Below are 13354 nucleotides of genomic sequence, written 5' to 3'. Positions count from 1 at the left end.
CAGTGGCCTGCCAAACCTGGCAGACCACCCTTTGCTAATGTCGCCCGCAGGCGATCATTAATGAATGCCGCCGATACGACTCAGGCGAACGCCGGTTGGCCATTGGCCTTCCTGCTTATCAAAGCTCATCCAGATTGCGGTCGCTTTACCCACCAGATTACGCTCAGGAACAAAGCCCCAGTAACGGCTGTCAGCACTGTTATCACGGTTATCGCCCATCATAAAGTACATGCCTTCAGGCACGACCCAGGTGGACTGCGGCTGACCTGCCTGCTGGTAGTAAGAGCCTGGCTGGCTCGGTGCCTGTGCAATCAGTAAAATACGGTGAGTGACATCCCCCAGCGTCTCGTTGCGGGTGGCTAAACGCACGCCACCCTGCATCGTTTCACCTTTCGGCTTCTGGAAGAACCCGTTGCCCAGTTCATTACCACTGAAACCGCTGAAGGTCTGAATGAAGTCACTCTCTTCAACATCCGAGTAAGTGACGGGCAGCGCAGTAGATGTCTGCTGAATCGACACGGTTTTGCTCAGCGGATCGTAAGTCACCCGATCGCCCGGCAACCCGATGACACGCTTGATGTAATCCATGCTGGGATCTTTCGGGTATTTGAACACCGCGATATCGCCACGCTTCGGATGACCCGTTTCGATCAGCGTCGTTTGGGTAATCGGATCTTTAATGCCGTAGGCATATTTCTCCACTAGGATAAAATCACCGATTAACAGCGTCGGCATCATTGAACCTGACGGGATCTGGAACGGCTCATAAATAAACGAACGCACCACAAACACCACGAACAGCACCGGGAAAACCGAAGCCGTTGTTTCTACCCAACCTGGCTGTTTGTCTGCCTTGGTGGCTTCGATACCTTGTGCCTGCGCGGCAGCACGTTTCGCACGCCGGGCCGGTGCCCATTTATATTTGTCGATACACCAGACAATGCCGGTAATCAGCGTTGCTATCGCCAAAATCAGGGCGAACATATTAGCCATTCCAGTTCCCTCGAAGCCCGAAGCCGGGCTTATTTACTGTCTTTACCCACGTGGAGGATGGCAAGGAACGCTTCCTGCGGTAACTCAACGTTACCGACCTGTTTCATGCGTTTCTTACCGTCTTTCTGTTTCTGCAGCAGCTTTTTCTTACGGCTGACGTCACCGCCATAACATTTGGCAAGGACGTTTTTGCGCAACTGTTTAACCGTAGAACGGGCGATAATGTGGTTACCAATCGCCGCCTGAATCGCAATATCAAACTGCTGACGCGGGATTAATTCTTTCATCTTCTCAACCAGATCACGGCCACGGTACGGCGCGTTATCATTGTGCGTAATCAGCGCCAGCGCATCCACGCGCTCGGAGTTGATCAACACATCTACGCGCACCATGTTCGATGCCTGGAAACGTTTGAAGTTGTAATCCAGTGACGCATAACCGCGAGAGGTGGATTTCAGACGGTCGAAGAAATCGAGCACCACTTCCGCCATCGGAATTTCATACGTCAGCGCAACCTGATTACCGTGGTAAACCATGTTGGTCTGCACGCCACGCTTCTCAATACACAGCGTGATCACGTTACCGAGGAACTCCTGCGGCAACAGCATATGACACTCTGCAATCGGCTCACGCAATTCTTCGATGTTGTTCAGCGGTGGCAGTTTGCCCGGGCTATCAACGTAAATGGTCTGATTGTCCGTTGTGACGACTTCATAAACCACCGTCGGCGCGGTAGTGATCAGCTCAAGGTCGTATTCACGCTCCAGACGTTCCTGGATGATCTCCATGTGCAGCAAACCAAGGAAGCCACAGCGGAAACCAAAGCCCAGCGCGGTAGAGCTTTCTGGTTCATAGAACAGAGACGCATCGTTCAGGCTCAGTTTACCGAGCGCATCGCGGAAGGCTTCATAATCATCAGAGCTGATCGGGAACAGACCGGCATAAACCTGAGGTTTAACCTTTTTGAAACCAGGCAGTGCTTTGTCTGCCGGGTGACGAGCCAGCGTCAGGGTATCCCCTACTGGTGCGCCGAGGATGTCTTTGATCGCACAGACCAACCAGCCGACTTCGCCGCAGTTCAGGACATCGGTATCAACGCGTTTCGGGGTGAAGATGCCCAGACGGTCAGCATTGTACGTCTGACCAGTGCTCATCACCTTAATTTTTTCGCCTTTGCGCATGGTGCCGTTTTTAATACGCACCAGAGAGACGACGCCAAGGTAGTTGTCGAACCAGGAGTCAATAATCAACGCCTGCAGCGGGCCATCCGGGTCACCCTGTGGTGGCGGGATATCACGGACCAGACGTTCAAGCACGTCAGGCACACCAATACCCGTTTTTGCCGAGCAGCGCACGGCATCGGTGGCATCAATGCCGACGATGTCTTCAATTTCCTGGGCAACACGATCGGGATCGGCAGCAGGTAAATCGATCTTATTCAATACAGGTACGACTTCCAGTTCCATTTCCATTGCGGTGTAGCAGTTTGCCAGGGTCTGGGCTTCTACGCCTTGCCCGGCATCTACCACCAGCAATGCACCTTCGCAGGCGGCCAGAGAGCGTGAAACTTCATACGAGAAGTCTACGTGACCTGGGGTGTCGATAAAATTGAGCTGGTAAGTTTTACCATCTGGCGAATGGTAATCGAGGGTAACGCTTTGCGCTTTAATGGTAATACCGCGCTCGCGTTCCAAATCCATAGAATCCAGAACCTGCGCAGCCATTTCACGTTCAGACAATCCACCACAAATCTGGATCAGACGGTCAGAAAGCGTTGATTTGCCATGGTCGATGTGGGCGATGATAGAAAAGTTTCTTATGTGCTTCATTATTGAGATTTTTCTGCCTTACAAATTCTGGAACTCTCGCGATGCGAAGTCAGGAGAGCGTGATATCACAGGCGAACACTGGCCCGAAAGGCAGCATTCTACACTACATATCAAAGGGGTGGAATCTTCACGGTCAGGCAAAAACGCATGCATGACCATATCGAACGGGAAACAGGGAAGATGACGAGGTGAAATAAGGCGGTTGGCGAGGGAATACAGCCAACCGTCTTTTCGCGGGTCAGGCATCGGTACTGACGTGAATAGCGTCAGGTGGCAATGCCACGCTGAGGATCACCGGCTGGAAAGAGGCAGAACGGCCCAATATTCCGGAGATACCTTTTGCAATAATAAACCCGCCCACGCCGCCCAGCAGCGCACCGCAGGCAGCCGCCAGATCGCTGTGAAACAACATCTGAAACACACCGGCCAGGACAAAAAGCCCGATCAGCGGGGTCATGTAAACCAGAAACGCCGAGCTGAGCAGGCTGGTTTCAGCAATGCCCAGTTCGATACGCTGGCCGGGGGTAAGCGGCTGCGCACTGGCGATTTTCATCACATGCGCGTTCTTCGGCCCGAGCTTATCCAGCATGTGACTGCCGCAGCCTTTGCGTGCCGAGCAGCTGCTACAGGATGTTTTGATTTCGGAGTGCAGCGTGGCAATACCATTCTGCCACGACACTACCGTTGCCCATTCTCTCATCATGGCGCGGCCCCTAAAGTGACACTATCAGCAATACGTTTAGCGGTAGCCGGTGGCAGTTCACCCACTACCGTGATCTCCGCATTATTACGCACTTCAGTTTGGACCGTACGACGACCAGTGCGCAATTGCTGTGGCGAACTGGTTTTATCGGCAAGCGTCACGTTAATGGAGAAGCTAAACAGGCCATCAGTAAAGAGGATGGTTTCAACCGGACGGTCAAGTGAGGGAAGCTGACGGCGGCTTTTCGCCACTTCCTTCATCCCTGCTGGCAGCCAACCCGCTTTCCAGTTAAATGTCACGGCATTTGACGTAGGGACAGATAACACCGGAGGAAGCTTGGCGCTTTCCAACCCCTGCATGATATTGCGAACGCCGTCATCCACCGCGAAACTGACCACCCGATACTGTTCGAGTGTCTCGCCATCACGATCGAGGAGATCAACCCGCAAAGGCAGTTTCGTTTCGCTGTCCAACCAGACGATATAACTGTAACGAGTGCCATCACGAGGGACGATGCGAATCACTTCACACAGCTGATCGGCAATACGCGTGCGTCCAACGGAAACAAAATCGTAGGTTTCAGCCAGACGGTCGAAATCGGCATACACCAGCGCAGGCAGCGAATCGACAATATGATCCCCCGTCATGGTGAACGGCTCAAGGCCCGATTCAAAATAGCTGACCTCATTGCCACGCTGGATAATCTCGCGGCGCGGGCCATCCATCTGAAGCAACTGCGCATAGCTTTTGTTGTTGATGATGGAATGACGGTAGCGTAGTGACTCGATGCCCAGTCGCGATACGTTGATATAGGCGAGTTCATAGCTGAGAGACTGACTGGCCTGTTCCATCTGATGTAACAACGCCCCGGAGGGCGTTGACGCGGCCGGGGCGACAGAGGAGTAAATCAGGCAGCCAGCGATAAAACTGGCGGCGCACCAAAACGGCTTCATTGCTGCGGTTGCATTCCTAACGACTGAGTACCTGGAACCTGAGCAGCAGCCTGTTGATCAGGGCTTTGCTCAAACTGTAACTGCTCAGCATGCAGACGACGTTGCAGTTCGTAATCCTGCAATAGCGCGTTAACGCGGCGACGTTGATCCTGCACCTGCTGATTCGCATTAAGCTGCGTACTGGCGTTGTCCGCTGGCACACCGAGGCTGACCGGAGAGGCTTGCCCCATCATCGGCAACGTATTGAATACCGGAGAATCTGGGGACTGGACATCAGCCGGTTTGTTGTACTGCTGCACACCGACGATCACCGCCAGTGAAACGCAGGCAGCCAGGCCCACCTGAGTAATCTGAGCCGCCCATGGACGCAGTTTCGCCCAAAATGGCATGGCTGCGACCTGTGCCGGCACAGGCTGTTCTTCCGGAATCAGATGCGTAATATTTTTTGCTGGCTCATTCTCAATCGCTGCCATCACACGGGCAGAAATATCAAAATCAAGCAGTTGTGGGACATCGCCGCGCAGTGTGTCGCGAATCAGATGATAGCTTTCCCAGTCTTTTTGCAGCACAACGTCTTTAGACAACGCAGACATCAATTCATTGTCCAGCGTTTCACCGTCCATAAGAGCGGAAAGTTGTTCTTTCTGCATGCCTCAATACCCTTCCTGTGTCGCTATCGCTAGCGTTGGATAAGCGGTTGAATTTTATTATCAATAGCTTCACGGGCGCGGAAAATACGTGAACGAACCGTACCGACCGGGCAATCCATGATCACAGCTATCTCTTCGTAGCTCAGGCCATCGAGTTCACGTAAGGTGATTGCCATACGCAAGTCTTCGGGTAACATCTCGATGGTACGAAAAACTATCTGTCTCAATTCTTCCGACAACATTAAGTTCTCAGGGTTCGAAATTTCTTTCAGCGCTCCCGCACTTTCAAAATTCTCGGCGTCGATAGCGTCCACATCGCTCGATGGTGGACGACGTCCCTGAGCAACCAGGTAATTTTTGGCCGTATTGACGGCAATCCGGTAGAGCCAGGTATAAAAAGCACTGTCGCCCCGAAAAGATTCCAGCGCACGATAGGCTTTAATAAACGACTCTTGCACTACATCAGGCACATCCCCTGACGGCACATAGCGGGAAACCAGACTGGCCACTTTATGCTGATAGCGAACCACCAGTAAGTTAAATGACTTCTGATCTCCCTTCTGCACTCGTTCAACGAGGACCTGATCCGTTAGCTGCTCGCTCATCCGAGGTAAGATCTCCCCAAACTTGTCTCCACGCGTAATCGCACTTCCAGCAATAACTCAATCATTATGAACAAGCATCCAGTCTGAGTCGCATTCATCGGAAAAGTTCCATTACGCCATTATATTTGTTGTGCCATCAGGGGACATCGACAAACCAGCACGCGTTTTTATGCATTCTCGCTGACCTGTGGGCCACTGCCTCTCTCTCACTCCCGGAACATCATCGATCAGGAGCCTGATGACGCCCGCAGAGTAACGCAAGAAGCCAGTTTTTTCACCTTATAATCACGTCAACACGTGACAGTTCGCCAGAGTAAAGCCTGCCTGGTGCATTTACGTGATGTCACCAACGCCGTGAGGCTTGTTCAATTTTTGATTTAGCTCCCACTGTGGAGAGGGGCCAATAAAAAGCCTTTTTGCCTGGATAAGTGAGTGCTATGCTCAACAAACAATCTGTTTAGTAAATTAAACAACATGACTCTTTCTTCCGATTACAGCTGTGATGTGTTGATTATTGGTAGTGGCGCGGCGGGCTTATCACTGGCATTACGCCTGGCAGAGAAACATCAGGTCACCGTACTGAGTAAAGGTCCGGTCAGTGAAGGCTCAACGTTTTATGCCCAGGGCGGGATTGCCGCCGTGTTTGATGAAACAGACAGCATTGAGTCGCACGTTGAAGATACGCTGATTGCAGGGGGCGGCCTGTGCGATCGCGAGGCCGTCTCGTTTATCGCCAGTAATGCACGCCATTGTGTGCAGTGGTTGATTGATAACGGCATGCTGTTCGATAAAGAAACCCCGGTGGACAGCGAAGAACGCTATCACCTGACGCGTGAAGGCGGTCACAGCCATCGCCGCATTCTGCACAGCGCGGATGCCACCGGGAAAGCCGTGGAAAACACGCTGGTCAGCCAGGCGTTAAGTCACCCAAACATTACCCTGATTGAGCGCGGTAATGCTGTTGACCTGATCGTCTCCGATAAAATCGGCCTGCCTGGCGAGCGCCGCGTGGTGGGCGCTTACATCTGGAACCGTCAACGAGAAGCCGTAGAAACCTGCCGTGCACGTGCCGTGGTACTGGCCACCGGGGGTGCAGCAAAAGTCTATCAGTACACCACCAACCCAGATGTGGCCTCCGGGGACGGTATTGCGATGGCATGGCGCGCGGGCTGTCGGGTCGCTAATCTCGAATTCAACCAGTTCCATCCGACCTGCCTGTTCCACCCGGATGCACGTAACTTCTTGCTGACCGAGGCACTGCGTGGAGAAGGCGCGGTGTTAAAACGCCCGGATGGCAGCCGATTTATGCCCGACTTCGATGAACGAGGCGAACTGGCACCACGCGATATTGTGGCACGCGCCATTGACCACGAAATGAAACGCCTTGGCGCTGACTGCATGTACCTGGATATCAGCCACCAGCCGCCGGAGTTCGTGCGTGCGCACTTCCCGATGATCTACGAGAAACTGCTGACACTGGGCATTGATCTCACCACACAGCCGATCCCGATTGTTCCGGCAGCGCACTACACCTGCGGCGGTGTCATGGTCGACCAGCAAGGGCGTACCGACCTTAACGGACTTTATGCTATTGGAGAGGTCAGTTATACCGGGCTGCATGGCGCCAACCGCCTGGCATCGAACTCGCTGCTGGAGTGCCTGGTGTACGGTTGGTCTGCGGCAGAAGACATCAATCAGCGCCTGCCTGCTGTTGAGAGGGTCGAGGGCCTGCCCGCGTGGGATGAAAGCCGCGTGGATGATTCTGATGAGCGCGTGGTCATCCAGCACAACTGGCATGAACTGCGGTTATTTATGTGGGACTACATGGGGATTGTACGCACCACGAAACGGCTGGAGCGCGCGCTGCGCCGCATCACGACGCTACAACAGGAAATTGACGAGTATTACGCCCATTTTCGCATTTCCAACAACCTGCTGGAGCTGCGTAACCTGGTGCAGGTCGCTGAGCTGATGGTACGCTGTGCAATGGCACGTAAAGAGAGCCGGGGCCTGCATTACACCCTCGACTATCCGGAAGCCCTGGGCGAGGCGTTACCAACGATTCTGGCGCCCTGATTAGCGGAACAGATAGAAATCGCGGGTCAGGCTGCAGTGAGCATCGGAATACTGATGGTCCGGCCCGCGTATCGTCATGCGATCCAGTAATTGCTCGCCCGGCTTGGGTGATAACGCCAGCAGCACCCGATTGGGCGGCCGGGTATCATTATCGGCAACATCAGTGCGAAAACGCAGATGCCAGCCGCGCTGTAAAGCCAACTCAACCAACTTACTTCCCGCCGACTCCGGCAGGATCACACAGAAGAAGCCCTCTTCCGCGATCAAGTTTTCCGCGCACACCAACAGCACATCATGCGTCAGATCGGTGGTATAGCGCGCCGAAGCCCGCTCAGGCGATGCACATTCCGACCCCGGTGAAAAATAAGGGGGGTTACTGACGATAAGCGAATAACGCTGATCGCAGCGCTGAGACCATTCGACAATATCGGCCTGGTGCACATGCACTCTTCCCGACCAGGGCGAGGCCGCCACATTTTCCTGCGCCTGCGCGGCCGCCATTTCATCCAGTTCAACGGCATCAATGTTCACGGACTCTGCCGTTCTCTGCGCCATCATCAACGCGATCAAGCCGCTGCCCGTGCCGATATCCAGCACTCGCTGTACATTCGCGACAGGGGCCCATGCACCGAGCAGCACACCATCGGTGCCGACTTTCATGGCACAGCGATCGTGGGCGACAAAAAACTGTTTGAAGGTGAATCCGTTGGCGCGGAGAATGGCTTTCTGTTGTGACATTTGACTGACCTGAAAGGGAAACGGCGCTAGCATAGGACAAACTGTGACGAAGGAAAAGTCATTAACTCCACACAAACAGATGAAGATCGTGTTCAATCTGTCTATAATCAGCGCCCCAAACTGAGGTAGACCATGACTGTAACCACTTTTTCCGAACTCGAACTAGACGAGAGCCTACTGCAAGCCCTGCAGGAGAAAGGCTACACGCGTCCTACTGCCATACAGGCAGAAGCTATTCCGGCAGCACTGGAGGGTCGCGACGTTCTGGGTTCGGCACCAACCGGTACAGGCAAGACTGCGGCCTACCTGCTGCCCGCATTACAGCATCTGCTCGACTTCCCGCGTAAGAAGTCTGGCCCGCCACGCATTTTAATCCTGACCCCAACGCGCGAACTGGCGATGCAGGTTGCAGACCAGGCGCGTGAAATGGCCAAACATACGCATCTGGATATTGCCACTATCACGGGTGGCGTTGCGTTTATGAACCATGCCGAAGTGTTCAGTGAAAACCAGGACATCGTGGTAGCGACTACCGGGCGTCTGCTGCAATACATTAAAGAAGAGAATTTTGACTGCCGTGCAGTTGAAACGCTGGTTCTCGATGAAGCCGACCGCATGCTGGATATGGGCTTTGCTCAGGATATCGAAACCATTGCGGCTGAAACCCGCTGGCGTAAGCAGACTTTGCTGTTCTCCGCCACGCTGGAAGGCGAAGCGATCAAAGATTTCGCCGAGCGCATTCTGAACGAGCCGATTGAAATTGAAGCCGACCCGGCGCGCCGTGAGCGTAAGAAAATCCAGCAGTGGTACTACCGCGCGGATGATATCAAACACAAAACTGCGCTGCTGATCCACCTGATGAAACAGCCGGAAGTGACCCGTTCAGTGGTCTTCGTGCGTAAACGTGAGCGTGTGCACGAGCTGTGTGGCTGGCTGCGTGAAGCAGGCATTAACACCAGCTATCTGGAAGGGGAACTGGTTCAGGCGAAGCGCAACGAAGCGATTAAACGTGTGGCTGAAGGTCGTGTAAACGTCCTGGTCGCAACCGATATTGCTGCACGCGGCATCGACATCGACGATGTCAGCCACGTGTTTAACTTCGATATGCCAGTGACCGCCGACACCTACCTGCACCGCATTGGCCGTACCGGCCGTGCAGGCAAAAAAGGTATCGCTATTTCACTGGTTGAAGCGCACGACAACATGCTGCTGGGCAGAATCATTCGTTACATCAAGGAGCCGCTGAAAGCGCGCACCGTTGATGAACTGCGCCCGGTCACGCGCGCACCCAGCGAAAAGCTGCAAGGCAAACCCTCGAAGAAAGTGTTAGCCAAGCGCAAGCAGTTAAAAGATAAAGAGAAGCAGGAAGAGAAGCCGCGCGTTAAAGAGCGTCATCGCGATGCCAAAAATGTGGGTAAACGTCGTAAGCCAACAGCAGCAAAAACTGACAGTGCTGAATAATCACACTGCATGACAAAAAACCGCCTTATTGGGGCGGTTTTTTATTGCCTGAAATTGACAGAAACAGGGGTCAGAGCAAGAAAACTCACGTTCTAATACAAATGAATAATTTTCGTTACATCCCCGGCCTGTTAAAAACAGATTCTGCACAATGTAATCATGATGTTAATAAAAAAGGACCGAAGGTGTATTTTTCACCCCCGGCCCTTTTATCGTACCCCGTTCAGGCTTACAGGCTTTCAGTAAAGGTACGGGTAATCACATCTCGCTGCTGTTCTGGCGTCAATGAGTTAAAACGCACGGCATAGCCCGAAACACGGATAGTCAGCTGTGGGTATTTTTCCGGGTTTTTTACGGCTTCTTCCAGCGTTTCACGGCTCAGGACGTTCACGTTCAGATGCTGGCCGCCTTCCACGCGCACCTGCGGTTTCATTTCCAGTGGAATTTCACGATATTCGATCTGGCCAAGCTCGCTGACTGGCACGATCTGATCTTCGCTATAACCTGCTTTGGCACAAACGCAACGCGCTTCCGCTTTATCACTGTCCAGCAGCCAGAATGAATTCAGTAATGCACTGTTGGATGCTTGAGTAATTTGAATTCCGGTAATCATGTGAGTCGCCTCCCAGGCAATACGGCGCTGCTCTCATTTCCAGCGCCAGGTTGATGAAAAAAACCGTGATCTTCTGGGATCTGTATACCAGCACCAGAATGGTGTCTCCTTGATACAAATCAACCTGCGAGGAGGAATTTAAAGCCTGAAAACAGCAACTTTCTGTTTTATATCAATTTTATCAAATCAAAAAATTCTTCTTTTTTTGCAAATTTTCAACTTTATTTTAAGTATTACCTTGTGGCAAAGCGCGATAAGCTACGCACTTTGATGATGAGAAGGAGACGGTAATGGTCAATACCATGACCTGGCACGACGTGCTGGCCGAGGAAAAAGAGAAGCCTTATTTCAGGGAAACACTGGCAAAAGTCGCGGCAGAGCGCGCAGCCGGTAAGACCGTCTATCCACCGCAAAAAGACGTTTTTAACGCATTTCGTCTCACTGAACTGGGCGAAGTGAAAGTGGTGATTTTAGGTCAGGACCCCTACCACGGTCCGAATCAGGCACATGGGCTGGCGTTCTCCGTTCTGCCTGGTGTTGCGGTACCCCCTTCACTGGTGAATATGTATAAAGAACTGGTCACGGATATTCCTGGTTTTGAGCGACCAAAACACGGCTTTCTCGAAAGCTGGGCACGTCAGGGCGTGATGCTGCTCAACACCGTACTAACCGTGGAAGCGGGCCAGGCACATTCACATGCTAAATTCGGCTGGGAAACCTTTACGGATAATGTGATTGCGGCCATTAATCAGCATCGTGAGGGCGTGATATTTCTGCTGTGGGGCTCTCACGCGCAGAAAAAGGGCGCGATTATTGACCGTAACCGCCATCACGTACTACAAGCCCCCCACCCTTCCCCGCTCTCTGCGCATCGCGGTTTCTTCGGCTCTGCCCATTTTTCGAAAACCAATCAGTGGCTCAGTGAGCACGGCGAAACCCCCATTGACTGGGTTCCGCACTTACCTTCCGAGTAAGCTCGATTATCAGGGGGTATCAACCCCCTGTCAGGCACGGGCATCCTGTTCATTTACATTCCCACACGTAATAATGCGATTTTCGTCACAATTTTTTATCAAGATTTCCCTCTCCCTGCCGATCTGATCGGCTTCAGGGTGCATATTCATGCGCCCAAGATTGGCTGGTCCATTCAGGGGAGAAGAACGGATGTTATCCATGAAGAATATGAAAGTAGGTGTCCGTCTGGGCGCCGCCTTCGGCCTGGTGATACTGTTATTGATTATCGTTAGTGCCACAGCAACACTCAAAATTGGCAACATTAATCAGGCGGTAGACAGTATCGTCAGCGATCGTTATATCAAAGTCCGGCTGGCATTTGATGTACGCGATGGCGTCAACGAACAGATTAAATATTTGCGCGGTATGGTTCTGGATATTGCCCGTCCGGACAGTAACATCAAACGGTTTAAGCAGCTCGATGGCGCGACGCAGAAAACCAATGCGGCGATTGAAAAAATCGCACAGTTGCAAAGCACTGAGATGGGGATTAAAAAAATCCAGGACGTCAAAGATGCCGCCCAGCGTTTTGAGAGTGATAAACAAGAACTGCTGACCCTCATCCGTGCAGGAGATGTTGCGCCGGCCACGGAATATGTACTGCGAAAAATCACCACCTCGCAGAATGCGTTTCTCGATATAGTGGTGAGTTTTGCGGATTCACAGTCCTCACAGTTGCAGGCTGAAGGAGCCAATGCCGTCAGTGATGGCACCACCGCCATTCACATCACGCTGATTTTCTCGCTACTGGCTATCGCTGCGGCGATGCTGCTCGGCTTCTTCTTAACCCGTTCGATTGTGCGCCCGCTGCGTGAAGCCGTCGGCATTGCTGAAAATGTTGCCGCTGGCGATCTGCGCACCACCATTCATGTCAACTCGACGGATGAAACCGGTCAATTGATGCTGGCGCTGAAAAACATGAATGACAATCTGCTGAAAATTGTTAACGAAGTCCGTTCCGGTACGGACCTGATTGCCACGGCATCCAGTGAGATTTCAGCGGGTAATATGGATCTCTCCTCACGCACTGAGCAACAGGCCAGCTCCCTCGAAGAAACCGCCTCTGCGATGGAGCAGATTACCGCCACGGTGAAACAAAACGCCGATAACGCTCGCCAGGCTAACCAGTTAGCCGCTCAGGCCTCTCTGGTGGCGGAACAGAGCGGCGATGCGGTGAAGCAGGTGGTCAGCACGATGGAAATGATCAACGGATCATCGAAGAAAATCGTCGATATTATCAGTGTGATTGACGGTATTGCCTTCCAGACCAATATCCTGGCGCTGAATGCGGCGGTAGAAGCCGCCCGTGCAGGTGAGCAAGGGCGTGGTTTTGCCGTTGTGGCTTCGGAGGTTCGCAGCCTGGCACAGCGCTCGGCATCCGCTGCCAAAGAGATTGCACAGCTGATTCAGGATTCTGTTGCACGGGTTGATGAAGGGGGTCGACAGGTCGCAAAAGCCGGGCTGACCATGGACGACGTTCTCAGCAGCGTGAAAAACGTGACCGGAATTATCGGTGAGATTACTATCGCCAGCGCCGAGCAAAGCAGCGGCATTGATGAGATCAACATGGCCATCACGCAGATGGATCAGGTGACTCAGCAGAATGCGGCGCTGGTGAATCAGTCGGCAGCGGCAGCCCAGTCAATGCAGGAACAGGCCGAACAACTGTCTCTGGCAATACGCGTGTTTAAGGTGAATGAACCCGCTTACCACTAATTC

Annotated in this window: 12 protein-coding genes; 4 read left to right on the top strand and 8 right to left on the bottom strand. The window is 52.9% G+C overall.

Annotation, left to right across the window (positions count from 1 at the left end):
• Nucleotides 1-57: 57 nt before the first annotated feature.
• From lepB to rpoE, 6 genes are all read right to left on the bottom strand, one after another.
• Nucleotides 58-993 carry a signal peptidase I gene (lepB, locus tag HHI26_RS09250; protein ID WP_133845833.1) on the bottom strand — a complete coding sequence of 312 codons (936 nt, stop codon included), beginning with the start codon at nucleotides 991-993 and terminating at the stop codon, nucleotides 58-60.
• 29 nt (nucleotides 994-1022) lie between these two features.
• Nucleotides 1023-2822 carry a translation elongation factor 4 gene (lepA, locus tag HHI26_RS09245; protein WP_133845832.1) on the bottom strand — a complete coding sequence of 600 codons (1800 nt, stop codon included), beginning with the start codon at nucleotides 2820-2822 and terminating at the stop codon, nucleotides 1023-1025.
• Nucleotides 2823-3060: 238 nt separating this feature from the next.
• The gene (gene rseC / locus HHI26_RS09240; RefSeq protein ID WP_133845831.1) at nucleotides 3061-3525 is read right to left on the bottom strand and encodes a SoxR-reducing system protein RseC; all 465 of its coding nucleotides are present in this window, start codon (nucleotides 3523-3525) and stop codon (nucleotides 3061-3063) included.
• Complete coding sequence (gene rseB, locus HHI26_RS09235; RefSeq protein ID WP_133845830.1) at nucleotides 3522-4478, bottom strand: sigma-E factor regulatory protein RseB; 957 nt, start codon at nucleotides 4476-4478, stop codon at nucleotides 3522-3524. Before rseB ends, rseC begins: the two co-directional genes overlap by 4 nt.
• Nucleotides 4475-5128 (bottom strand): anti-sigma-E factor RseA, encoded by a 654-nt coding sequence (gene rseA / locus HHI26_RS09230; protein WP_133845829.1) that lies wholly within the window; start codon nucleotides 5126-5128, stop codon nucleotides 4475-4477. The genes rseB and rseA overlap by 4 nt, the downstream gene beginning before the upstream one ends.
• Before the next feature lie 29 nt (nucleotides 5129-5157).
• Nucleotides 5158-5733, bottom strand: coding sequence for an RNA polymerase sigma factor RpoE (rpoE, locus tag HHI26_RS09225; protein ID WP_062744587.1), 576 nt, complete (start codon nucleotides 5731-5733; stop codon nucleotides 5158-5160).
• Nucleotides 5734-6207: 474 nt separating this feature from the next.
• Between rpoE and nadB the strand changes: the two genes are divergently transcribed.
• A complete protein-coding gene (gene nadB, locus HHI26_RS09220) occupies nucleotides 6208-7809 on the top strand; it encodes an L-aspartate oxidase (protein WP_133845828.1) in 1602 nt (533 codons plus the stop codon).
• Here nadB and HHI26_RS09215 read toward each other — a convergent pair whose 3' ends face one another.
• Nucleotides 7810-8547 (bottom strand): tRNA1(Val) (adenine(37)-N6)-methyltransferase, encoded by a 738-nt coding sequence (locus tag HHI26_RS09215; RefSeq protein ID WP_133845827.1) that lies wholly within the window; start codon nucleotides 8545-8547, stop codon nucleotides 7810-7812.
• Nucleotides 8548-8679: 132 nt separating this feature from the next.
• Between HHI26_RS09215 and srmB the strand changes: the two genes are divergently transcribed.
• Nucleotides 8680-10008, top strand: a complete 1329-nt coding sequence (srmB, locus tag HHI26_RS09210; RefSeq protein WP_133845826.1) for an ATP-dependent RNA helicase SrmB — start codon at nucleotides 8680-8682, stop codon at nucleotides 10006-10008.
• 229 nt (nucleotides 10009-10237) lie between these two features.
• Here srmB and grcA read toward each other — a convergent pair whose 3' ends face one another.
• Nucleotides 10238-10621 carry an autonomous glycyl radical cofactor GrcA gene (gene grcA / locus HHI26_RS09205; RefSeq protein WP_133845825.1) on the bottom strand — a complete coding sequence of 128 codons (384 nt, stop codon included), beginning with the start codon at nucleotides 10619-10621 and terminating at the stop codon, nucleotides 10238-10240.
• 290 nt (nucleotides 10622-10911) lie between these two features.
• On the opposite strand from grcA, the gene ung reads away from it, so the two are divergent.
• Together ung and HHI26_RS09195 are read left to right on the top strand one after the other, a co-directional pair.
• The gene (gene ung, locus HHI26_RS09200) at nucleotides 10912-11595 is read left to right on the top strand and encodes a uracil-DNA glycosylase (protein ID WP_133845824.1); all 684 of its coding nucleotides are present in this window, start codon (nucleotides 10912-10914) and stop codon (nucleotides 11593-11595) included.
• A 190-nt stretch (nucleotides 11596-11785) separates the two neighbouring features.
• Nucleotides 11786-13351 carry a methyl-accepting chemotaxis protein gene (locus HHI26_RS09195; protein ID WP_133845823.1) on the top strand — a complete coding sequence of 522 codons (1566 nt, stop codon included), beginning with the start codon at nucleotides 11786-11788 and terminating at the stop codon, nucleotides 13349-13351.
• Nucleotides 13352-13354: the final 3 nt, after the last annotated feature.

It is taken from the genome of Erwinia sp. JH02 (assembly GCF_013074405.1).
Lineage (GTDB): Bacteria > Pseudomonadota > Gammaproteobacteria > Enterobacterales > Enterobacteriaceae > Erwinia > Erwinia rhapontici.
This window is presented reverse-complemented; position numbering and strand designations above follow the sequence as displayed.